Annotated in this window: 22 protein-coding genes; 10 read left to right on the forward strand and 12 right to left on the reverse strand. The window is 61.2% G+C overall.

The window, feature by feature from the left end:
* Nucleotides 1-96 precede the first annotated feature (96 nt).
* The 7 genes from ACESYO_RS12370 to ACESYO_RS12400 form a co-directional block, all read right to left on the reverse strand.
* Nucleotides 97-1401, reverse strand: coding sequence for an InlB B-repeat-containing protein (locus ACESYO_RS12370; RefSeq protein WP_373210231.1), 1305 nt, complete (start codon nt 1399-1401; stop codon nt 97-99).
* A gap of 194 nt (nt 1402-1595) precedes the next feature.
* Complete coding sequence (locus tag ACESYO_RS12375) at nt 1596-2381, reverse strand: peptidoglycan-binding domain-containing protein (protein WP_346672494.1); 786 nt, start codon at nt 2379-2381, stop codon at nt 1596-1598.
* 53 nt (nt 2382-2434) lie between these two features.
* Nucleotides 2435-3064, reverse strand: a complete 630-nt coding sequence (locus ACESYO_RS12380) for a stage II sporulation protein R (protein WP_373210233.1) — start codon at nt 3062-3064, stop codon at nt 2435-2437.
* A 59-nt stretch (nt 3065-3123) separates the two neighbouring features.
* Nucleotides 3124-4059 carry a 4-(cytidine 5'-diphospho)-2-C-methyl-D-erythritol kinase gene (ispE, locus tag ACESYO_RS12385; protein WP_283128627.1) on the reverse strand — a complete coding sequence of 312 codons (936 nt, stop codon included), beginning with the start codon at nt 4057-4059 and terminating at the stop codon, nt 3124-3126.
* A gap of 13 nt (nt 4060-4072) precedes the next feature.
* Nucleotides 4073-5215, reverse strand: coding sequence for a DUF362 domain-containing protein (locus tag ACESYO_RS12390; RefSeq protein ID WP_373210235.1), 1143 nt, complete (start codon nt 5213-5215; stop codon nt 4073-4075).
* A complete protein-coding gene (locus ACESYO_RS12395) occupies nt 5208-6395 on the reverse strand; it encodes a pyridoxal phosphate-dependent aminotransferase (RefSeq protein ID WP_373210236.1) in 1188 nt (395 codons plus the stop codon). The genes ACESYO_RS12390 and ACESYO_RS12395 overlap by 8 nt, the downstream gene beginning before the upstream one ends.
* Nucleotides 6395-6874: an Lrp/AsnC family transcriptional regulator gene (locus ACESYO_RS12400; protein WP_058963196.1), complete on the reverse strand. Its 480-nt coding sequence runs from the start codon at nt 6872-6874 to the stop codon at nt 6395-6397. The genes ACESYO_RS12395 and ACESYO_RS12400 overlap by 1 nt, the downstream gene beginning before the upstream one ends.
* Before the next feature lie 214 nt (nt 6875-7088).
* Between ACESYO_RS12400 and ACESYO_RS12405 the strand changes: the two genes are divergently transcribed.
* Together ACESYO_RS12405 and ACESYO_RS12410 are read left to right on the forward strand one after the other, a co-directional pair.
* Nucleotides 7089-7358, forward strand: coding sequence for an ACT domain-containing protein (locus ACESYO_RS12405; protein ID WP_058963195.1), 270 nt, complete (start codon nt 7089-7091; stop codon nt 7356-7358).
* Between the two features lie 24 nt (nt 7359-7382).
* The gene (locus ACESYO_RS12410) at nt 7383-8744 is read left to right on the forward strand and encodes a PFL family protein (RefSeq protein ID WP_058963279.1); all 1362 of its coding nucleotides are present in this window, start codon (nt 7383-7385) and stop codon (nt 8742-8744) included.
* Between the two features lie 158 nt (nt 8745-8902).
* On the opposite strand, the gene ACESYO_RS12415 is transcribed toward ACESYO_RS12410, so the two are convergent.
* Entirely contained in the window at nt 8903-10144 is a 1242-nt protein-coding gene (locus ACESYO_RS12415; protein ID WP_283129040.1) for a metal-dependent hydrolase family protein, read from the reverse strand.
* A gap of 79 nt (nt 10145-10223) precedes the next feature.
* Nucleotides 10224-11660, reverse strand: coding sequence for an APC family permease (locus ACESYO_RS12420; RefSeq protein WP_373210238.1), 1437 nt, complete (start codon nt 11658-11660; stop codon nt 10224-10226).
* 323 nt (nt 11661-11983) lie between these two features.
* Here ACESYO_RS12420 and ACESYO_RS12425 point away from each other — a divergent pair, with 323 nt between their 5' ends.
* From ACESYO_RS12425 to ACESYO_RS12460, 8 genes are all read left to right on the forward strand, one after another.
* Entirely contained in the window at nt 11984-12712 is a 729-nt protein-coding gene (locus ACESYO_RS12425; RefSeq protein WP_058963192.1) for a LytR/AlgR family response regulator transcription factor, read from the forward strand.
* A gap of 215 nt (nt 12713-12927) precedes the next feature.
* Nucleotides 12928-15300 (forward strand): ferrous iron transport protein B, encoded by a 2373-nt coding sequence (gene feoB / locus ACESYO_RS12430; RefSeq protein WP_373210239.1) that lies wholly within the window; start codon nt 12928-12930, stop codon nt 15298-15300.
* A 57-nt stretch (nt 15301-15357) separates the two neighbouring features.
* Nucleotides 15358-15528 carry a FeoB-associated Cys-rich membrane protein gene (locus ACESYO_RS12435; RefSeq protein WP_132587444.1) on the forward strand — a complete coding sequence of 57 codons (171 nt, stop codon included), beginning with the start codon at nt 15358-15360 and terminating at the stop codon, nt 15526-15528.
* A gap of 421 nt (nt 15529-15949) precedes the next feature.
* Complete coding sequence (locus ACESYO_RS12440; RefSeq protein WP_373210241.1) at nt 15950-16837, forward strand: ABC transporter substrate-binding protein; 888 nt, start codon at nt 15950-15952, stop codon at nt 16835-16837.
* Nucleotides 16838-16895: 58 nt separating this feature from the next.
* Complete coding sequence (locus tag ACESYO_RS12445) at nt 16896-17585, forward strand: amino acid ABC transporter permease (RefSeq protein WP_058963189.1); 690 nt, start codon at nt 16896-16898, stop codon at nt 17583-17585.
* Nucleotides 17572-18294 (forward strand): amino acid ABC transporter ATP-binding protein, encoded by a 723-nt coding sequence (locus ACESYO_RS12450; protein ID WP_283129037.1) that lies wholly within the window; start codon nt 17572-17574, stop codon nt 18292-18294. Before ACESYO_RS12445 ends, ACESYO_RS12450 begins: the two co-directional genes overlap by 14 nt.
* Nucleotides 18295-18360: 66 nt before the next feature.
* Nucleotides 18361-19587, forward strand: coding sequence for an argininosuccinate synthase (locus tag ACESYO_RS12455; RefSeq protein WP_373210244.1), 1227 nt, complete (start codon nt 18361-18363; stop codon nt 19585-19587).
* Between the two features lie 5 nt (nt 19588-19592).
* A complete protein-coding gene (locus tag ACESYO_RS12460; protein WP_373210245.1) occupies nt 19593-20363 on the forward strand; it encodes a dimethylarginine dimethylaminohydrolase family protein in 771 nt (256 codons plus the stop codon).
* Between the two features lie 135 nt (nt 20364-20498).
* Here the strand turns inward: ACESYO_RS12460 and ACESYO_RS12465 are convergent, their stop codons facing one another.
* The 3 genes from ACESYO_RS12465 to ACESYO_RS12475 form a co-directional block, all read right to left on the reverse strand.
* Nucleotides 20499-20810, reverse strand: coding sequence for a hypothetical protein (locus ACESYO_RS12465; protein ID WP_283129115.1), 312 nt, complete (start codon nt 20808-20810; stop codon nt 20499-20501).
* Nucleotides 20811-20936: 126 nt separating this feature from the next.
* The gene (locus ACESYO_RS12470; RefSeq protein WP_346671809.1) at nt 20937-22850 is read right to left on the reverse strand and encodes an aminotransferase class I/II-fold pyridoxal phosphate-dependent enzyme; all 1914 of its coding nucleotides are present in this window, start codon (nt 22848-22850) and stop codon (nt 20937-20939) included.
* A gap of 165 nt (nt 22851-23015) precedes the next feature.
* Nucleotides 23016-23204 (reverse strand): hypothetical protein, encoded by a 189-nt coding sequence (locus ACESYO_RS12475; RefSeq protein ID WP_276872350.1) that lies wholly within the window; start codon nt 23202-23204, stop codon nt 23016-23018.
* Nucleotides 23205-23258: the final 54 nt, after the last annotated feature.

Consider the following 23258-nt stretch of genomic DNA (forward strand, 5'->3'; position numbering starts at 1 on the left):
AATGAGATAGGCAACCCTTTCGGGGAAGTCTATCTCATTTTTTTCATTTTAGGCTATTTTGCAACAGCCCCTTTTTGTTTTGGGTTTACCGCTCTTTTATCGTTCCCTGCGGCTCAGCTTCCAGATCAGTGCGGCAACGGCAGCGGCCTCAATGCCCGCCCGGCCTGCTTCATAGGCGGCCTCCAGCGCGTTCCAGTCCTCACCGATGTAATTCTGCCGGTCGTATCCGGCGAAGCTCTGGCTCAGCTGCTCCATTGCAGAATAGCTTTTCCAGACGGCGTAAAGGTTCACCACGTCGCCATCCTCAGCGGTCAGGTTGCGCACGGTCTGGCCATTTTGATACTCCACCGGGCCGTCGGGGCGGGTGCTCCAGCCGGTAAAAGTGTAGTCGGTGCGGGTGAACCGGGTCGCGGGCAGCTGGAACTGCTGGCCGTATTCACTGTTCAGCGAATCCATGCTGCCTGCACCGCCGTTGGCAGAAAAACGCACGGTATAGCGGTTGGGCACCCGGCGGGCATAAACGGTCTGGCCATTGCCGGGGATATATTCTTCCCGGATGGGCTGGGTGAACCGGCTGTCGTAGAACCATTCCGACCGCTCGGAGCCCACAATGGGATCCTGCTCCAGAAAATCCTCGGTATCCACCTGAAGGCCGGGCACGTTGGGCAGAATCAGGGTGCGCAGGTCGTTGTTGCGGCCCACAAAGCCGCTGTCCTCCAGCTTGGGATTATGGCTCATGTCCAGTGTGGTGAGCTGGTTTTTCCCCACATACAGCCCTTTCAGCAAGGGCAGGCGCAAAGTCAGGCTGGTCAGCCAATTGGCCTTGGCGTTCAGGTTCTTTAACTGCCGGTTTGCGTTCACATCCAGCTGTGTGAGCTGGTTGCCCCGGCAGTTCAGGCTTTCCAGATTGGTGAAATACTCAATGCCCTTCAGGCTGGCAATCCCCTGATTGCTCACATCCATGGCGGTCACCGCCTGCAACTCATCCTCGGTGAGCGTGCCGTCCTGCCCGGCGTCGTTCAGGTTGGCCGGGTTCAGAATCCAGGCACGGAACGCAGCGTCGGGGAAATTCTGCCCGTTGACTGCCACCCCCTGCGCCGCACTTCCGGTTTCGGCCGCAGCGGGTTCCTCCGGCTGGGGGGCTGCCTGCGGCAGGGCGGCCGGTGCAGGCTCGTCCGCTTCGGGTTCGGCGGCTTCGGCCGGTGCGGCATCCGGTTCCGTTGCAGCTCTCTCCACCACACTTTCCTCTTCGGGCAGATCGCCGGGCAGAGTCTCGGTGCGGATGGCCGCCGGGTCCTCTTCCGGAATCTCCTGGGCAAATGCGGAAACCGGCAGCGACGCAGCCAGCATCATCACCGCCGCCAGCAGGCTCAGGGCTCTGTGCCAAGCGTTTCTTCTCATGGAAAAACCAACCTCCCTTTTCTATATGCAGCCTCCATGGTAAACATCATAAACTTTTCACAAATTGCATCATTATTTTCTTAACCTATCAACATGAAAGGAATAAAACCGTCAAAACCACAAAAAAGCAGGACCTTCCCCCGCATGGTTCGGAGGAAAGCCCTGCTTTTCTGCCGGTATTTTCCGATTTCGGGTCAGCTCAGCTGCTGATTGAACACGGTGATCAGGCGGCTCCAGGTGGCGGTACCCACCTTACCGTCTGCCGTCAGGCCCTGCTGGCCCTGGAAGGCCACCACCGACTTTTTGGTGCCGGAACCGAACTTGCCATCCACGGTCAGCTGGGGAATCCCGGAAACCCCGTTCAGATAGCTTTGCAGAAAGCGCACCCAGTCGCCGCTGCTGCCCTGCTGCATCACATAGCCCGCATACCGGGTAACCACCTTGGGCGGGTTACCGGCCCGCACGGCCTCATATACCTTTGCAAGAGCTGCAAAGGTGTTCTTGCCCAGCAGCGCATCGGCGGTGAGGCCGAACTGGGGCTGGAACCGGCGCAGCGCCGCCGAGGTGCCGCCACCGAACACTCCATCCGTCGAGATGGTCTGGATGCCGGTGTACACCTTGCTCAGAGCCGCCAGCTTCTGCTGCATGCTCTTCACCACCGCGCCCCGCGCACCGGGGGCCGCCACAATACCCGGGTAGATTTCGCCCGGGCCGTAGATGCCGGCGTACTGGGTGTACAGAGCGTTCCAGGTGCTCTGGCCGGTCATACCGTCCACAGTGAGCCCGGCCATGGTCTGGAACTGCTTCACCGCCTGAACCGTGGCCCCGCCGTACTGGCCGTCCACCGTAACGCTCTGGATCTGCGGCCATTGCTTGCGAATGCCGTTGAGCCAGGTTTGTACCTGGGCCGAGTCCGGCCCCTTGCTTCCATTTTGCAGCACCGTTCCGAAGTACGGGGGCACTGCTGTGATTGTTGCCATATCTGCATCCCTCCTTGCGCCATTGTATGCGCAAAGGTTCCGGGATGTTCCACTCAATTTCCGTGTACCCACTCCTCCAGCCGCTCCACCGCCTCCAGCGCGGCGAAGCGCACCTCATAGCTCTGGCTGTTTTCCAGAATCTCCTGCTGATTCTGCTGCGGATATTCGGCGGGCTGGGCGGCGCTCAGGCAGAGGGCCGGATACAGCACGCAGAACCAGTTGCGGCCCGCGTGCTCGCCCAGCTCCACCCGCAGCGCGTCGTACCGGCCGGCGGGCAGGGTGAAGGCTTCGTAGGCCGTGGTGGGGAAATACATGTTGGTCACATAGACACGCACCGCCTGATCGCTGCCCTGCTCCCGCACCACCTGTTCGGCCGCCTGCTGGAAATCTGCCAGATGGGCCTGAGCCGTTTCCAGTGCGGTACGCTGATCCGGCAGATCCGCGAAGAGGGTCTGGGCCGTTTCCAGCACCGCGTCCCGCACCAGCAGCTTCAGGGCCTGGTCCGCTTCGCTGTTGGAATTTGCCTGCACATGCAGGCGCAGGGTATCCTGCCGCAGCGAAGCGCAGCTTGCCGAAAAGGGGCCCAGCCAGCCGCTCACCGCCACCGCCAGCATCAGCCCGGCGGCCAGCGCCCCATGGGCCAGCCAATTCGCCCGATTCTTATTAAGTACACGCAAAAACATAAAACGCACGTCCTTTCCCTGGCAACTTCTGCCAATAGCATGGACGTGCGTTCTGTTTTTTATTCCTGCGGCCGGGATTTTTGTTCCGGCGCTTTTCCGCCTCTGTTCCGGGTGTGGCCGGGGCGGCGGCTGTGCACCACCCGGGCGCCCCAGCGGTCCGGCTGGGCCAGATAGACCTGGCTGTACTGACCGCGCAGGGCGGCGGCTGCCTTCTTTGCAGCCTGCTCGTCGTCAAACACGCCGAACACCGCCGCGCCGCTGCCGGTCATCAGGCTGGCCAGCGCGCCGTTGTCATCCAGCAGCCGTTTGATGGCCGGGGTCTCCTTTGCACCGCTGCACTCCTCCAGCGCGTTGCCGCTGGCCGCGCACAGGGCGTTCAGATCTCCTGCCTTCACCGCTGCTTCGGCGGCGGCGGAATCCGGGTGGACGCTGCTGCCCACCTCATCGTACCGGGCAAAGGCCTCGGGGGTACTCACGCCCACGCTGGGCATCACCACCACGAACCAGCAGTCCGGGCAGGGAGGCAGAGGCTTCAAGATATCGCCGATGCCCTGCACCCGGCAGGTGCCGCCCAGAATGGCAAAGGGCACATCCGCACCGATGGTGGCGCCGATGGCACACAGCTCGGTGATGGACAGCTTTGCCCCGTACAGCTCGTTCATGCCCACCAGCACGGCGGCGGCGTCGGCGCTGCCGCCCGCCATGCCCGCCCGCACCGGGGTGGCCTTGTGGATCTCGATCTCCACACCGGCCAGCAGGCCGGTGTAGTGGAAGAAGGCCAGCGCCGCCTTGTAGGCGGTGTTTTTTTCGTTGGCCGGGATGCGGCTGCCGGGCAGGCGCAGGATCAGATCCCGGCTTTTTCGCAGCACCACCCGCTCGTGCAGGGTGATGGTCTGCATGATCATATCCAGCGCATGATAGCCGCCGGGCAAAAGGCCGGTCACGTCCAGCGTCAGGTTCAGCTTGGCCGGGGCCAGCACGGTTACCTGTTTCATGGCTCACACCTCGTTACAATTTTTTTAAAAGGAAAGATCGCCGGGTATCGATGGCCTTCACCGGGCACATCTCGTGGCAGCAGAAGCACCGGATGCATCTGGCCGCGTGGATGTGCGCGGTGCCCTGCACCGTGATGGTGTGCTGGGGGCAGATCTCGGCGCACTTGCCGCAGCCGATGCACCGGCTTTTGTTGATCACCGGGCGGGGAGCAAGCAGCCGCTCCACCGCAGGTACCGCCCAGCGCACGGCGCGGGGGGCCTTGTCGGCAAAATCCACGCTGCCCCAGCTGGAGGGCAGCCGGTAACCGGGAATGGGGCGGCACAGCTCCCCTTCCCCTTTGGCGCAGGCCGGGTCGAATTGTTCCGGGCACAAGCCCCGGCTGATGGCCGCGTTTAAGTAAGGCACGTCCTTCGGGCGGATACCCAGCATCCGGCAGAGGGCAAGATCCATCTGCAGATGATCCTCCGCCGCTGCCACAATGCCCACCATGCGGGGAGTGCCCCCTGCCGGGCCGTCGCCCTCCTGGGCCAGAATGCCGTCCAAAATGGCAAAGCCGGGCTTTACGGTGCAAAGCAGATCCACCAGCATTCCGCCGAACCGCTCTTTGTCCGGAAAGCGCATGTGCCACTCGGCCTTTTGCAGGCCGGGGATGCAGCCGAACAGATTCTTGGTGGCGGCGGAAAGGCCGGTCATCATGTGGGTTTTCAGCTTGGGCAGGTTGATGATCACATCGCAGTCCAGCACCGGCTCCAGCAGGGTGAACTGCTTTACCACCTGACCCTTTGCCGGAACCTCCCGGCTTTTGCAGTCGGTATAAAGGGCAACGCCCTCCTCCCGGCACACGTCGGTCAGGCCGCTTACTTTATAGATGCTCCGCAGGATGCCCGGGTTGTAGACCCCGCCGGGGGAATCCGCCACCGTGATGGAAGCAGCACCCCGGCGGCGAACCGCCCGGATCACCGCCCGCACCAGCGCCGGGTGGGTGGTCACCGCCCGTTCCGGCGTGTGCTTGGCCAGCAGGTTAGGCTTAAGCAGCACCCGCTTGCCTCCAAGCGCCTGGGCTGCGGGCAGCTGGCAGAACAGCCGCTCCACCGCCGCGTCCACCGTCTGCTGGTCATAATTTGCCGCTGCGGCAAAATACACGTTTTTATCCATTCACGCCCTCTTCCCGCAGCTGCTGCAAAAAGGATTCGATCCGGTCCAGCGCCTGCTTCAGGTGGCTCACGGAATAGGCGTAACTGATGCGCACAAAGCCCTCGCCGCTGTCGCCAAAGGCGGTGCCGGGCACCACCGCCACCCGCTTGGCATACAAAAGCCGTTCGCAGAATTCGTCGCTGGAAAGGCCGGTGGACTGGATGCTGGGGAACACATAGAAGGCGCCCTTCGGCTCAAAGCAGGAAAGGCCCATCTCGTTCAGGCGGCTGACCAGAAAACGGCGGCGCATGTCGTATTCCTGGCGCATGCGCTCGATCTCGTCATCGCATTCCCGCATAGCCACCACTGCCGCGTACTGGCTGGTGGTGGGCGCACACATGATGCAGTTCTGATGCAGCTTGGTCATCACGGCAATCACCTCGCGCGAGCCGCAGGCAAAGCCCATGCGCCAGCCGGTCATGGCGAAGGCCTTGGAGAAGCCGTTCACCACCACGGTGCGCTCGGCCATGCCAGGCAGGCTGGCAATGCTCACATGGGGATGGTCGCAGTAGTTCAGCTCGGCGTAGATTTCATCCGAGAGAACCATGATGTTGGTATCCCGCAGCACCTCGGCAATGGCCTCCAGATCCTCCCGCTCCATCACCGCGCCGGTGGGGTTGCAGGGGAAGGGCATGATCAGCAGCTTGGTTTTGGGGGTGATGGCCGCCTTCAGCTCGGCGGCGGTAAGCCGGAACTCATTTTCCGCCTTCAGGGGCACCGGCACCGGCACGCCGCCGGTGAGGGTGGTGATGGGCTGATAGCACACAAAGCAGGGCTCGGGGATGATCACCTCGTCGCCCGGGGCCACAAGGCTGCGGATGCACATGTCGATGGCCTCGCTGCCGCCCACCGTGACCAGAATCTGGCCCAGCGGATCGTAGGAAAGGCCGAACCGCCGGTCCATATAGGCGGCAATCTCCTGCCGCAGCTCCTTCATGCCGGCGTTGGCGGTGTAACTGGTCTTGCCCTTCTGCAGGCTCTTGATGCCCGCATCCCGGATGCGCCAGGGGGTCTTGAAGTCCGGCTCGCCCACGCCCAGGCTGATGCAGTCGTCCATTTCGGCGGCGATGTCGAAAAATTTACGGATGCCCGAGGGCCGCATCTCGGCGGCGGCCGGGGCAATCAAACGGCTGTAATCCATCACAGCGTAGCCCACTCCCTTTCGTCCGGCTCTTCCTCGGCGTACATCACGCCATCCTTTTTATAGGTGCGCAGCACAAAGTGGGTCGCGGTGGAGAGCACGTCGTCCATGGGCGAAAGGCGCTTTGCCACGAAGAGGGCAATCTCCTGGAAGCTGTGGCCCGCAATCACCAGCTGCAGATCATAGCCGCCGCTCATGAGCAGCACGCTCTGCACCTCGTCGAACTGGCTGATGGCCATGGCGATTTCGTCGAAGCCGTGGCTCTTTTTGGGGCGCACCCGCAGCTCGATCACGGCCTGTACCTTGTCGGTGCTCACCTTTTCCCAGTCCACCATGGCCCGGTAGCCCCGGATCACGCCCTTCTTGGCATAGTCGTCCATCCGGGCGGCCACATCCTCGGGGGTGGTGCTCAGCATGGCGGCCAGTTCTTCCACGCTCAGGCGGGCGTTTTCTTCCAACAATTTCAGCAAACGTTCCATACAATGGGTCACTTCTTTCTTTGTTGTTTGGCCCTCTTTGGGGCAGATTCGGCAATTTACCTTATTATAAAAAAAAATACCGTTAAAGTAAACCACGCGGCGGCAAAATCTGCTATAATGGCAATAACGTCTTGCAGCCGCCAGCGGCTGCAAACCGCCGCAAACCGGGCACCGCGCTGCGCGCCGTGCCGCCGCAGAGGGAGGATTTTGGTTTATGAAAGCTGTTATCACCGTGGTCGGAAAAGACACCGTGGGCGTGATCGCCAAGGTCAGCGCCGTGTGCGCCGAGCTGAACATCAATGTGGAGGACGTGACCCAGAGCATTATGCAGGATATGTTCTGCATGATCATGCTGGTGAACCTGAGCCGCTGCACCCAGGATATGGACGCCGTGCGCGCCCGCTTTGCCGCCATTGCCGACGAGATGGGCATGGAGCTGCACATCACCCGCGAAGAAGTGTTCGACGCGATGCATCATATTTAACAGAAGGGGGCCGTTCCATTGAGCATGATCAACACCAGCGACATCCTGGAAACCATCGGGATGATCACCTCGGAAAATCTGGACGTGCGCACCGTGACCATGGGCATCAGCCTGCTGGACTGCGCCGACCCGGACCCCAAAAAGGCCTGCGAGAAAATCTATAACAAGATCACCGAAAAGGCTGCCCGTCTGGTGCCGGTTGTGGAGAAGATTTCCACCGACTACGGCATCCCCATCATCAACAAGCGCATCAGCGTGACCCCCATCGCCATGCTGCTGGCCAGCGCCCCCACCGCCGATCCGGTGGAGTATGCCAAGGCGCTGGACCGGGCAGCCAAGGCCGTGGGCGTGAACTTCATCGGCGGCTTCGGCGCGCTGGTACACAAGGGCTTTTCCGCCGGTGACGAGCGGCTGATTGCCTCCATTCCCCAGGCGCTGGCTGAGACGGATATCGTGTGCAGCAGCGTGAACATCGGCTCCACCAAGACCGGCATCAACATGGACGCGGTGAAGCTGATGGGCGGCGTGGTGCGCAAGGCCGCTGAAATTACCGCCGACAACCAGTGCATGGGCGCCGCCAAGCTGGTGGTGTTCTGCAACGCCCCTGAGGACAACCCCTTCATGGCCGGTGCCTTCCACGGCGTGGGCGAGCCGGACTGCGTGGTGCACGTGGGCGTTTCCGGCCCCGGCGCCGTGCGTGCCGCGCTGGCAAAGCTGCCCAAGGACGCCCCGCTGGACGAGGTGGCCGAGCTGGTGAAGCGCACCGCCTTCAAGATCACCCGCATGGGCCAGCTGGTGGGCAATCTGGCCGCCAAAGAACTGGGCGTGCCCTTCGGCATCGTGGATCTTTCGCTGGCTCCCACCCCCGCCGTTGGCGACAGTGTGGCCAACATTCTGGAGGAGATGGGGCTGGAGAGCTGCGGCTGCTGCGGCACCACCGCCGCGCTGGCTCTTCTGAACGACGCGGTGAAGAAGGGCGGCGTGATGGCCTCCAACCATGTGGGCGGCCTGTCCGGCGCCTTCATCCCCGTAAGTGAGGACGACGGCATGATCAAGGCGGCCCGCTGCGGCAGCCTGTGCCTGGAAAAGCTGGAAGCCATGACTGCGGTGTGCAGCGTGGGCATCGACATGGTGGTGCTGCCCGGCGACACCCCCGCCGAGGTGATCAGCGCCCTGATTGCCGACGAGGCGGCCATCGGCATGGTGAACACCAAGACCACCGCCGTGCGCGTGATTCCCGCCATCGGCCGCAAGGCCGGCGAGGAGCTGGATTTCGGCGGCCTGCTGGGCTACGCGCCCATCATGCCCATCAGCACCTACAGCCCCAGCGTATTCATCAACCGGGGCGGTCGCATCCCCGCTCCCCTGCAGGCGCTGAAGAACTGAAAACATTTCCGTTTCATTTTATTCATCATGGCAGAAAAAGAGGCCTCCCGCCGGGAGGCCTCTTTTTGTTTTCCTTATATTATAAAAAGGATAAAAATGCCTCCGGCCCGGAGAGAGAGGATCGGGCCGGAGGCGGCAGGGTTCAGGAAGGCCAAGGATCAGCCTTTTACAAAGGCGCCTTCCTTCATGATGACCTTCATGTTGTCCACGGCGATGGCGCGGATGTTCTCCAGAGGATTGCCCTCGATGACCAGCAGGTCGGCGGACTTGCCGGCTTCCAGAGTACCGGTCACGTCGTCCACCTTCAGCATCTCGGCGCCAACCTTGGTGGCGGCAACGATGGTATCCATCTCGGAGATACCGGCGCACTCCACGAAGGAGTACATCTCGCCAATGGCGGTGGTGCCATAGGGAGTCAGACTGCTGCAGAAGGAGTCGGAACCGATGGTCAGGCCGATGCCCTTGGCCTTGGCCTTGCGCAGGTTGGCGTAGATGCGGTTCAGCTCTTTCTCAACAACGGTCTCACCGGGCTGAGAGTCGTGCATCTCGGGGATGTACACGGGGGGATAGGTCTTGAACCACTCGTGCAGGAACTGAATGGTGGGGCAGAAGTAGATGCCCTTCTCGGCCATGATGTCCAGGCATTCGTCGTTCAGAGCCTGGCCATGGATGATCAGATGCACACCGGCCCGTGCGGAATCCAGAGCGCCGCCGAAGCCCTCGGCATGGCTCCATACAGGAATGCCGACCATGTTGCATTCGTCCACAACGGCCTTGATCTCTTCGTATGTGTAGTGCTGATCGGTCTTTTTGTCCCAGCGCCAGATGCCGCCGCCGGTGGACCAGATCTTGATGGCGTCCGGGCTCTGACGCAGACGACGGCGAACCGCCTTGCGCAGCTCCCAGGGACCGTCCACGCGCTCGGCCCAGGGATGGCTCTCGTCGTTGTACCAGCTGGGCAGCTTGTGGCTGTCGCCATGGCCGCAGGTGCGGGCGAAGCCCAGGCCGGTGCCAACCACGCGGGGGCCGGTCATAACGCCGCGCTCGATCATATCGCGGATCTGCAGGCCGCTGCGGCTGATCTCACCAACGGTGGTCAGGCCGTGCTCCAGGCACTCGTGAGCCTGCTGAACGGCAACCACGGTCTTCTGGATGGGATCCTCCAGAACCCAGTCGGTGTCGTCGTCGGTCAGGTTGCCGGAGAAGTGCAGATGAGTGTCGATCAGGCCGGGCATGATGGTCTTGCCGGTGATGTCACGGGTCTCGTAATCGGGGCCGTACTCCTTCTTGGGGCCAGCGTAAACGATCTTCTTGTCCTCTACCAGAACCAGAGAGTCCTTGACCGGCTCGGCGCCGGTGCCGTCGATCAGCAGACCGCCAACAAATGCTACCTTACTCATAATGAAACAAACCTCCTGTTTCCAATGTTTGTTTATGTACCGAAGCGTGTTTTGTGCGCTTATAGGTTCACGGAAAAAATTACTTTTTCTTGGCTGCCTTGGTAACGGCCATCAGGATCAGGCCGATGACCAGCCAGCCCAGAACGATGCCCCATTCCACGCCGTTCAGAGCAGCGGGGCTGAAGGGAACCACCATCAGCAGAATCACGATGGTGCCGGCCGCGATGGCGGCGCAGATGCCCAGCTTGCCGCCGGGAACCTTGTAGGGCCGGGGCAGATCGGGCTCGGTGTAGCGCATGCGCAGGCAGGCCAGGCTCACCATGGTGCAGCTGAAGATGAAGGCCAGCGCGGAAACGTTGGTCAGGCTCAGCAGCATGTTCTTGCCCAGGAAGGGCCCGATCACGGTGATCACTGCCAGAATGGTGCAGGCCAGCTTGGGGCAGCCGGACTTGGAATCCAGCACCGCAAAGGACTCGGGCAGCTGGCCCTTGCGGCCCATGGCCAGCATGATACGGCTGGTGGCGCCGAAGAAGGAATTCATGGGGCCCATGGGTCCGAGGGTGGCAATGATGAGCATCACCACATAGAAGATCATGTTGATGTCCTTCAGGCAGGCCAGCGCGGGCACATCCTTGGTGATGAACTCGGTCCAGGGAACGATGGTGCCGAAGGAGTAGATGCAGATGATGTAGAAACCACCGGCGGCCAGCAGAGCCAGGCTGATGATCTTGCCGAATTTGTTCCAGTCCAGACCCTCGGCAGCCTCCTCGGCCTGCTGGGGAATGGTGTCAAAGCCGGCGTAGAAGAACGGGGTCATAACCAGCACAGACACGATACCGGCAAACATGTTGGTACCGGCGGTCTGGGTGGTGCTGCTCTGCACCTGCTGGAAGGAGGGCAGAATGTTGGCGGGGCCGCCCTTGAAGAAGGAGATGCCCATGGCCAGCAGCATGCCGGCCAGCAGCGCCTTGGTCAGGAAAGCCTGCAGCTTGGCGGCGCTGGAAGCGCCCTTGAAGTTCAGCCAGATCACATAGAAGGCGAAGGCCAGCGCGATGATGGTGGGGAACAGATAAACATCCGCACCCAGAATGCTGTACAGCTTCACCGACCGCAGGATCGGGAACAGATCGCCGAACATCTGGCTGACCAGAGTGGAGATGGCGATGGCCTCCCAGGGGCACAGGATACCGTTGCCCAGAACCAGGAACCAGCCGGTGATGTAGCTCAGGGTGTGGCCGAAGGTGCGGTCCACATATTCCACAATGCCGCCGGAGATGGGAATGGCGGCGGTGAGCTCACCGAATACCGCGCCGATGGGCACCAGGAACAATGCGCCGATGCCGAAGGCGATCATGGCGGCGATGGGGCCGCCGCCGGTGACCATCCAGTCGCCGACCTGCAGCACCCAGCCGGTGCCGATGATGGCGCCAAAACCGATGGTGAAGAAGTTCCACAGCGACAGGGTCTTTTTCATGCCGCCCTGTTCGGGCGCCGCTGTCTGGGGAGAGTTTGCCATGAAGATTTCCTCCTTGTTGCAGGGCGTTCGGGTATGCCTGCCCCTTGGCCAAAGGCAGATTTCAGCCCTGTTTTTTCGTCTCTCTCACCCACCTGAAAAAACGTTTCCGGCGGGCACGGCAACACTATAACAAGTTTTTCTCAATGTGTGTACAGCTCGCGCACAATCTGCACTTTTACCGTCAAAATCTGCAAAAGTGGTTGATTTTATTTACTTTCAGACATATAATATAGACAATTTGAACAAACCAAAGGTAAATTTTTCTACTTCATTTGCATGGCGTTTTTTCGTTTTTTGCCCCAGGCGGGAGGTTTTTCTGGTTTATGATCCGATACATTGCACTGTGCGGCCGCGACCGGCAGGAAAATTCCCAGATGCTGCGCGGCCTTGCCCCGCTGAAAAAGCGCGGCGGGCTGGAATTCGTGTGTTTTGAATCCAGCCGCACCCTGCTGGACGAATACGCCCGGGGCCGCCGGTTCGATCTGATCCTGCTGGATGTGGGCGATGACGGCGCGGGGCTTTCCGCCGCGATCCAGCTGCACCGGCTGCACCCGGCCATGAGCCTGATTCTGCTGGCGGGCAGCGACCGGTGGGCCATTCCCGGCTACCGCACCCGGGCCTGCGGTTATCTGGTGCGCCCCTTCTCCGGTGCGCTGCTGCAGGAGGAGGTCTGGCAGGCGCTGACCCACTGCGAAACACCAGATTTTTATTACAGCTTCACCAGCGAGGAGGGCACGGTGCAGATCAAGCACAGCGAGATCTATTATTTTGAATCGGACGTGCGGCGCATCACCCTGGTGGGCGAAAGCGCCAGCTACCAGTTCAGCGGCCAGATCAGCCAGATTGCCCAGCAGATGGAACCCTTCGGCTTTGCCCGCACCCACAAGAGCTATGTGGTGAACCTGCTGCATGTGGAAAATCTGTTCCGGGAAGTGCTCACGCTGGCCAACGGCAGTCAGGTTCCCTGCAGCCGGATGCACCACCAGGAGGTGGCCCGCCGCATCCGGGACCGCCAGCCCTCCACCGAACTGTGGGCCCCGCCCCGTTCCTGAACATTTTTACCTCTCCTTCGCCCTGGCTCCGCCGGGGCTTTTTCTTTGCCCGACCCCTTCTGTGACGGCTTCGCTGCCGCCCGCCCTTCCCCTTATATTGACAAGTGAATCCACAGGTGCTACACTGGTGCAGCGTATAGGCATTATAATAAAGTATTGAAACCATACCAAAGGCGGGGCGGCTGCCCCGTTTTTTCAAAAGAGGGGTTTACGCAATGACACTTGATCAACTGCCGATCGGCAAAACCGCCACCATCACGGCGGTGAATGGCTCCGGCGCGCTGCGCCGCCATTTTCTGGACATGGGCCTCACCCCGCGCACGCTGGTGACCCTGCGCAAGGTTGCCCCCATGGGCGACCCCATCGAACTGGAACTGCGGGGCTACGAGCTGACCCTGCGCCTGGAGGATGCAAAAAGCATCGACATTGAGGGCGTGCACACCCGCACCCCCGAAGAGGTGGAAGCTGAACATCACCACCAGCACGACCTGCGTGCGGTGGAGCCCATCGCCCACCCGGGCCTTGGCGAAGCGACCACAAAACGGGGCCGTACCGCAAACGCGCTGCCCGCGGGCACACCCATCACCTTTGCGCTGGCGGGCAACCAGAACTGCGGCAAGACCACCCTGTTCAACCAGCTCACCGGCTCCAACCAGCATGTGGGCAACTTCCCCGGCGTGACCGTGGACCGGAAGGACGGCCAGATCCGCAAGCATCCGGAGGCCACCGTGGTGGACCTGCCGGGCATCTATTCCCTGTCGCCCTACTCCAATGAGGAGATCGTGACCCGGGATTTTCTGATCAACGAGCGGCCGCAGGGCATCATCAACATCGTGGACGCCACCAACATCGAGCGCAACCTGTATCTGACCATGCAGCTGATCGAGCTGGGCATTCCCATGGTGCTGGCGCTGAACATGATGGACGAGATGCGCGCCAACGGCAACACGGTTCTTGTGAACCAGCTGGAGGAGGAACTGGGCATCCCGGTTGTTCCCATCAGCGCCGCAAAAAATGAAGGCATCGACGAGCTGATCGAGCACGCCATGCAGGTGGCCGTGAATCAGGAAAAGCCCGCCCGGGTGGACTTCTGCGCCGGCGCCATGCACCGCTGCATCCACGCCATCTGCCATCTGATCGAGGATCACGCCCAGCGGGCCCGGGTTCCCCTGCGTTTCGCCGCCACCAAGCTGGTGGAGGGCGATGTGCCAATGCTGGAGCGGCTGCATCTTTCCGACAATGAGAAGGATCTGCTGGAGCATGCCATCACCGAGATGGAGGCCGACCTTGCTACCGACCGGGAGGCCGCGCTGGCGGACATGCGCTACGCCTTCATCGGCGCGCTGTGTGAGCACACTGTGATCAAAAAAGGCGAGAGCCGGGAGCACGCCCGCAGCGTGAAGATAGACAGCCTGCTCACCCACCGTTTTCTGGCCATCCCCATCTTTCTGGGCATCATGGGGCTGGTGTTCTGGCTCACCTTCGGCCTGATCGGCCAGGGGCTGAGCGACCTGCTGGCCCTGGGGCTGGACGCCCTGACCGGCGTGGTGGACAACGCCCTCACCACCTACGGCATCAACCCGGTGGTGCACAGCCTTGTGATCGACGGCATCTTCGCCGGCGTGGGCAGCGTGCTCACCTTCCTGCCCATCATCGTGGTGCTGTTCTTCTTCCTCTCCATTCTGGAGGACTCCGGCTACATGGCCCGTGTGGCCTTTGTGATGGACAAGCTGCTGCGCAAGATCGGCCTTTCCGGCCGCAGCTTCGTGCCCATGCTCATCGGCTTCGGCTGCAGCGTGCCCGCCATCATGGCCACCCGCACCCTGTCCAGTGAGCGGGACCGGAAGATGACCATCCTGCTCACCCCCTTCATGAGCTGCTCCGCCAAACTGCCCATCTACGCCATGTTCACCGCCGCCTTCTTCCCCAGATATCAGGCGCTGGTGATGATCGGCCTTTACCTGATGGGCATTCTGGTGGGCATCCTGTTCGGCCTGCTGCTCAAGGGCACCGCCTTCAAGGGCGAGCCCGTACCCTTCGTGATGGAGCTGCCCAACTACCGGCTGCCCAGCGCCGCCAGCGTGCTGCGGCTGATGTGGGAAAAGGCCAAGGACTTTTTGACCCGGGCCTTCACCGTAATCTTTGTGGCCTCCATCATCATCTGGTTCCTCCAGACCTTCGACGCACGGCTGAACGTGGTCACCGATTCCTCCACCAGCCTGCTGGCCATGCTGGGCGGGCTGATTGCCCCCCTGTTTGCCCCTCTGGGCTTCGGCGACTGGCGGGTTTCCACCGCGCTCATCACCGGCTTCACTGCCAAGGAGGCTGTGGTCTCCACGCTGGCGGTGCTCACCGGCTCCAGCCTGAACACCCTGCCCCAGGCGCTGGGCAGCCTGTTCACCCCCTTCACCGCCTTCGTGTTCCTCACCTTCACCCTGCTCTACACCCCCTGCGTGGCGGCCATCGCCGCGGTAAAGCGGGAGATGGGCGGCGCCAAGGGCGCCCTCATCGTGGTAATTGCCCAGTGCGCCATCGCCTGGGTGGTGGCCTTTGCGGTGCGCTGCGTGGGAATGCTGTTCGGTCTGTGATTGTTTCTGTTCCACCGGCCGGGTGTTTTGCCCGGCTCTGATCCGGAGGTTTTCGTCATGAATCTGCCCACCATTCTGGTGCTTGTGATTGTTGTGGTGTGCTTTGTGGCCGCGCTGGTGTTCATCTGCAAAAACGGCGGCTTCGGCGGCGAGTGCACCGGCGACTGCTCCAGCTGCGCTGCCCGCTGCGAGGCGGCAAAGCAGCAGCAAAACGCCGACAAACACTGAATATTTTCATCCGTTCGACCAGGCAGGCGGGCGGGAGCGTTTGCTCCCGCCCACCTGTTTTTCTTTTGCCCGAAATCCGCTCATATTTTTGCAGCCATATCAAATATATATTCATAAAATCACTGTCCATCCGCATAGACTGATCTTTGTGCACACATTTGCCAAGCGGATTCAATGTATATATCAGTTATAAATTCCCACTATTTTAGAATATTTATGCCATAAAAACCCGTTATTTTTCAGATTATCCACATTTTATTCATCATCCTGTATAATCTTTTTCTCTTTTGCCGCGCTGCCTTGTCAAAGCACACAATCTTATAAAAATTCATTGACACTGCATATTTATTCAGCTATAATGAGTCCATCGCAAACAGAACAGCGGCTTTGAGGGGGCCGCTTCATCAAGGAGGAAATCATCATGAAAAAGCTGATCGCATTTGCACTGGCATCCATTCTTACTCTGGGCCTGACCGCCTGCGGCGGCGGCGCTTCTTCCACCGGTTCTTCGGCGGCGGCATCCACCGCCGTTTCCGCTTCCACCGCTGCTTCCGCGGCGGACAGCACCGATGCTTCCGCCACCAGCGGCGAGAGCGCCACTCCCACGCTGGACGCCATCAAGGAGAAGGGCACCTTCACCCTGATGACCGCAACCGGCTTCCCGCCCTTTGAATATCTGGGCGCGGACGGCCAGCCCGCCGGCGTGGACATCGATGTGGGTCAGCTGGTGGCCGACGAGCTGGGCGTGGAATACGAGGTGCTGGACATGGACTTCGGCCTTCTGATTGAGGCGCTGAAGAGCGGTAAGGGCGACATGATCGGCGCGGGCATGACCGTGACCGACGAGCGTGCCCAGCAGGTGGACTTCACCGTTACCTACGCCACCGCCGGTCAGGTGCTGCTGCTCCCTGCGGACAGCACCATCACCAGCGCCGAAGAGCTGAAGAGCGGTGACTGCACCGTGACCGTGCAGGCCAACACCACCGGCGACATCTATGTGCAGGATACTCTGGGCATCTCCTCCCCGCTGCAGTTCAAGAACGCGGTGGAGTGTGCTGCCGCTCTGGCCGCCGGCAAGGCAGACGCCGCTGTGATCGACAGCGTGGCCGCCAACACCATTGTGAAGAACTATGAGGGCGAGCTGAAGGTTCTGGACGAGATGGTCACCGAGGAAAATTACGCGCTGGCCATTGCCAAAGGCCAGGAGGATCTGGTGGAGTTCGTGAACCAGGTGATCGAGAAGAACATCGAGAACGGCACCATCGACAAGCTGCTGGAGGAGCACACCGCTCTTTCCAGCGAGGGCTGACAGTAACCGGGCAGCGGGGCCCCGCGGCGGGCCCCCTGCTTCTCAGTGAGGTTGGAGTATGGAAAAGCTTTTGAACGACCTTTACATGGCCGTTATCTATCAAAACCGGTGGCAGGTATATCTGGAGGGCCTGGGCAACACCCTGCTCATCACCGCCTGCGCTCTGCTCATCGGCATCCTGATCGGCCTTGTGGTGGCGCTGGTGCGCATCACCTGCGCGCCCCGGAACAATTTCCTGCAAAAGCTGGGCAGCTGGCTGTGCGGGCTTTACACCACCGTGATCCGCGGCACACCTGTGATCGTGCAGCTGCTGATCCTCTACACCGTGATTCTGGCCAGCAGCGAGGGCATCGTGGTCTGCATCGTGGGCTTCGGCATCAACTCCGGCGCCTATCTGGCCGAGGTGGCCCGCAGCGGCATCGCCTCGGTGGACCCGGGCCAGATGGAGGCCGGGCGCAGCCTGGGTCTTGGCTACGGGGTGACCATGCGCAGGATCGTGCTGCCCCAGGCGGTGAAAAACATCCTGCCCGCTCTGTTCAACGAGTTCATTGCCCTGTTAAAGGAAACCAGCGTGGCCGGCTACATCGCGGTGCGCGATCTGACCAAAGCCTCGGACGGCATCCGCGGCATCACCTTCAACAGCGTTCCGCTGTATCTGGCGGCCATCATCTATCTGGTGTTCGTCATCGGCATCACCCAGATTCAAAAGCAGGTGGAAAGGAGGCTGGCGCAAAGTGATCGAGGTTAAGAATCTGACCAAATCCTTCGGCGGCGTTCCGGTGCTGAAGGGCATCACCGAAACCATCTCTCCCGGCGAAAAAATTGCCATCATCGGGCCTTCCGGCTCCGGCAAATCCACCTTTCTGCGCTGTCTGAATCTGCTGGAAACGCCTACCGGCGGCCAGATCTTTTTCAAAGGGCAGGACATCACCGCCCCCGGCACCGACATCAACAAGGTTCGCCAGCACATGGGCATGGTGTTCCAGCATTTCAACCTCTTCCCCCACCTGACCGTGCGGGAAAACATTACGCTGGCCCCGGTGCAGCTGAAGCTGCAGACAAAGGACGAGGCCAACGCCAAGGCCGAGGAGCTTTTGAAGCGCATCGGTTTGTACGACAAGATCGACACCTATCCCAGCAGGCTTTCCGGCGGGCAGAAGCAGCGCATCGCCATTGTGCGGGCGCTGGCCATGGACCCGGAGGTGCTGCTCTTCGACGAACCCACCAGCGCACTGGACCCGGAAATGGTGGGCGAGGTGCTGGGCGTGATGAAGGATCTGGCCGATCAGGGCATGACCATGGTGATCGTGACCCACGAGATGGGCTTTGCCCGCGAGGTTGCCACCCGTGTGCTCTTCATGGACGGCGGCCAGGTGCTGGAGCAGAATCTTCCCGGCGAATTTTTTGAACACCCGAAAAACGAACGGCTGTGTTCGTTTCTTTCCAAAGTACTTTAACCCCAAAACAATAAATCAAAAACAACCGGCCCCGCTGCGGGCCGCCTGAAAGGATGCGTATTACTTATGAAAACTCAGTACAAAAAGGTTCTGCTGGCCTACTCCGGCGGTCTGGACACCTCCATCATCATTCCCTGGCTGAAGGAAAACTACGGCTGCGAGGTCATTGCCGCCTCCGCCGACGTGGGCCAGGGCACCGAGCTGGACGGTCTGGAGGAAAAGGCCATCAAAACCGGCGCTTCCAAGCTGTATGTGCTGGATCTGACCGATGAATTCATCGACGACTATGTGTTCCCCACCCTGCAGGCCGGGGCCAAGTACGAGGGCACCTATCTGCTGGGCACCAGCTTCGCCCGCCCGCCCATTGCCAAGCATCTGGTGGAGATTGCCGAGAAGGAAGGCTGCGACGCCATCTGCCACGGCTGCACCGGCAAGGGCAACGATCAGGTTCGCTTTGAGCTGAGCATCAAGGCCTTCGCCCCGGATATGCCCATCATCGCCCCCTGGAGAGAGTGGGACATCAAGAGCCGCGAGGAGGAAATCGACTACGCCGAGGCCCACAACGTGCCTTTGAAGATCAACCGGGAAAACAACTATTCCAAGGACAAGAACCTGTGGCATCTGAGCCACGAGGGTCTGGATCTGGAGGACCCCAGCCTGGAGCCCCAGTACCAGAAGCCCGGATTCCTGGAGCTGAGCGTAAGCCCAGAGCAGGCCCCGGACACCCCCACCTATGTGACCATCCACTTTGAAAAGGGCATTCCCACCGCCGTGGACGGCGTGGCCATGAAGGGCAGCGACATTGTGCGCACCCTGAACAAGCTGGGCGGCGAGAACGGCGTGGGCATCATCGACATCGTGGAGAACCGTCTGGTGGGCATGAAGAGCCGCGGCGTATACGAGACCCCCGGCGGCACCATCCTCTATTTCGCCCACGCTCAGCTGGAGATGCTCTGCCTGGACAAGGCCACCGCCCACTACAAGGAGCTGGTTGCCCAGAAATTCTCCGAGATCGTGTACGACGGTCAGTGGTACACCCCCCTGCGCGAGGCCCTGAGCGCCTTCGTCACCGAGACCCAGAAAACCGTAACCGGCGACGTGAAGCTGAAGCTGTACAAGGGCAACATCATCCCCGCCGGCACCACCTCCCCGTACAGCCTGTACAGCGAGGAGCTGGCCACCTTTGGCGAGGACGGCATCTATGACCAGAAGGATTCCGCCGGATTCATCAACCTGTTCGGCCTGCCGGTCACCGTGCAGGCGAAGTGCAAGAAGAACTGGCCCAAGGAGTGAGAACAATGTTTCAGCATGTGATTGTAAAGACCCCCTGCAAGGCCATGGTGAACGGCATTACCGATCATCCCGAGCTGGGCACCCCGGACTATGAAAAGGCGCTGGCCCAGCACGCGACCTACATCGAGGCGCTGAAGCAGTGCGGTGTGGATGTGACCGTGCTGCCGCCGGACGAAGCCTACCCGGACAGCTGCTTTGTGGAGGATCTGGCCATTGTGACCAAGTACTGCGCCATCGTGACCAATCCGGGCGCAGCCACCCGCAAGGGCGAGGCTGCCGCCATCGAGCCGGTGCTGGAGAAATTCTACCCCAAGGAGAAGATCTTCCACATCACCGACCCGGGCACGCTGGAGGGCGGCGACGTGATGATGTGCGGCGACACCTTCTATGTGGGCCGTTCCGCCCGCACCAACGAAGCAGGCATCCAGCAGCTGAGCGAGATTCTGGGTCAGTTCGGCTGCAAGGTGGTGGAGGTTCCCCTCACCGAGGTGCTCCACCTGAAAACCGGTGTGGTGTATCTGGAAAACAACAACATGCTCACCGCCGGGGAGTTCTGCGACAAGCCCGCCTTCGCAGGCTACAACAAGGTGACCATCCCCGCCGAGGAAGCCTACGCGGCCAACTGCATCTGGGTGAATGGTACTGTGCTGGTGCCCGAAGGCTACCCCACCGTGCTGAAGGCGGTGCAGGAGCTGGGCTACAAAACCATCGTGTGCGACACCTCCGAATACCGCAAGATCGACGGCGGTTTGAGCTGCCTGTCGCTCCGGTTCTGAAGCAAACATAAAATGCCCCGGGCACAAAAACCAGTGCCCGGGGCATTCTTTTATCCTGCAAAAAAGTGAGTGCAGCCTTCGCTGTTTGTTTTGTAAAAAAGGGAGCACAGCCTTCGCTGTGCTCCCTGCGTTTGTTTATCCGTTGTTCTGAGCCTTGTGCACGATCCACACCTCGTGGGCCGCCACAGTGGCCTCCAGATCGTCCACCTTTTTCTCCAGCCGGTCCAGCCGCTCGTTGGCCTGCACCACGCCGTCCGCCACCTGGCGAATCATGGGCATGACCTGACTTTCCACCACCGCGTTCATGTGGTTCTTCATCCGCTCCTCACTGGCAGTGATGGCTGTATTGATGGAATCTTCCATATAGCTCTTCATCCGCTCTTCGCTGGCGGTGACGGCTGTGTTGATCAAACCCGCAAGGGCCTGCAGATCTTCCTGAGTCAGCATGGTGCGCTCCTTTCCGCCGGGGCAACTTTTCGTTCACGCGTCGTTTGCATTGCCCAGTATAGCATAGCTCTGCATCGGATTCAATGCGTTTTTTGCCCAAAACCCGCTGGCAGTTTTTTCCCGGCTTTACTGAGCGGCTTCTTCCTCCGGCTGCTGCGGGCAGATCTGCCGCAGCTTTTCCACCAGGCGCTCGTTGTCCGCCCGGGTGCCCACCGCCAGCCTGCACCAGCTGCTGTCCAGCCCGTAAAAGGCCTCGCAGCTGCGCACCGCCAGACCGGCGGCGGCCAGCGTATTCGCAAAGCCCTCCGGCCCGTGAACCAGCACAAAGTTCACCCGGCTGTCAAACACCTGCAAGCCCAGCCCGCGCAGCTGTTCGGTCAGCCAGGGGCGCTCGGTCTCCAGCAGGGCGCGGGCCTTCTCCAGATGCTGAGGCTGGCGCAGCGCCGCCAGTGCCGCGGCCTGCGCCGGGCCGTTTACTCCGAAGCGGGGCCCGGCGGCGGTCATCTGCCGCACCAGCTCCCCGTGGGAGGAGATGGCATAGCCCACCCGCAGGCCGGGCATGCCCCATGCCTTGGAGAAGCTGTCCACCACCACAAGACCCGGGCAGTACACCGCATCCTGTTTGAGCGAGTGCTCCTCCCCGTCCCGGGCCAGCTCGATGAAGCTCTCGTCCACCACACACAGCACATCCCGTTCGGCGCACGCCTTCACCAGATTCATCAGCCGGCTGCGGGGCAGAAAGGCCCCGGTGGGGTTGCCCGGGTTGCACAGCACCAGCATCTGGGCGCCTTCCAGCGCCTGCTCCACCGCTGCGGCATCCGGCACAAAGCTCTGCTCCGGGCCGGCCATCAGATGCACCAGCTCGCAGCCCTCCGCTTCCAGCGCCCGGGCGTATTCCTCGTATGCCGGCTCCAGAATCACCGCCTTTTTCGGGCGGACCGACCGAACCAGGCGCCAGATCACCTCGTCCGCGCCGGAAGCCACGAACACATTCTTGGTCAGCACCTCGTACCGGTCCGCCAGAGCTGCGCGCAGGGCAGTGCAGTCCGGGTCGGGGTATGTATCGGCGGCGGTCAGGGCGGCGGCAGCGGCCTGCGCTGCTGCGGGAGGCATGCCCAGCGGGTTGCAGCTGCCGGAGACATCCAGCGTGCGCATGGCCAGCGGCGGCATGGCCGGGGCCTCAATGCCCAGAAAATCCATCAGCGCGCCGGCCAGAGCCATGGTTTCGTCAAAGCCCTGCTGATACAGCGCCCGCAGCTTGTTCACGTCCCGCTCGGTGCGGGTCACGGTGACCGGGGTCTGAGGCCGGATCACGAAGGCTTTTCCCTCCTGCTCCAGCTCCTCGATGCGGCGCACCCGGCGGTTGTAGTCCTCCGCCTGATGCAGGCAGGCCTCCATCAGCTGGGGGTGGGTTTTGTAACGGCGGCGGTACATCTGGTCGATGGCCGGGCCCTGGCCCTTTTTGCGGAAGCCCTTCTGCCGGGTGAGCACCACCACCAGCTTGCCCGCCGGGAAGGGCAGCTCCTCCGGCAGAGGGATGCAGCTGGCGATGCCGCCGTCCAGGCAGACGTCCTCGCCCACCTTCACCATGCTGCACAGCAAAGGCATGCTGCAGCTGGCCCGGCAGGCGGTGAAGAACTCCTCGCCCATCTCCTTGTCGTGGTAGAAGATGGCCTTGCCGGTGCGGCAGTCGGTGGCCACCGCCCACATGCTCTGCTCCGATTTGTAGAAGGTTTCGTAATCGAAGGGCACCAGTTCATGGCTCAGCTCGCCGAACACAAAATCAAAGTTGAAGAAGCTGAAGGTTTTCAGCAGATGGGACGGCCCCATATACCGGGGATCGTTCACATAATTCAGGTTGATGTCCCGGCTGCGGCCCGGCTGGCGGGACAGATAACTCAGGGCATTCAGCGAACCGGCGCTCACGCCCACCACGTTGGGAATCCGGATTCCCAGCTCCATCAGCGCGTCCAGTACACCGGAGGTATACACCCCCCGCAATGCACCGCCTTCCAGAATCAATGTATCGGTCTTGTTCATGTTCTTTCCCTCACTTCCTCCGGATGACCCACAGGCCATTCGTTTGCTCGCGCAAAAATAAAACATACTGTTTAGTATAGTACATATTTTTTAAAAAATCATGCCCTGCTGTGAAAAAAGCAGCAGGGCATGATTTCATTGTTTCTGTTTCATCATTTCTGATCGTCAATGATAATACCGGCCGACCATCTTATCCAGGTCCAGCACCGCACGCTCGGCGCCCCGTGCCACCTTTTTGGCCATCTTCTTCATCTTGCGGGTATTTTTGCCCTTGCTGCCCGCGGCCACACCGGCCGCCACCGCCATGGTCGCGGCGGTAAGGCCCGCGGCGGCCATCATGGTTTTCTTTTCCATTGTGCATTCTCCTCCCTGTGTAAAAACTCAGCGCGCCTGCAGCTGCGCTACGGG

The sequence above is a fragment of the Allofournierella massiliensis genome (assembly GCF_964241245.1).
Classification (GTDB): domain Bacteria; phylum Bacillota; class Clostridia; order Oscillospirales; family Ruminococcaceae; genus Allofournierella; species Allofournierella massiliensis.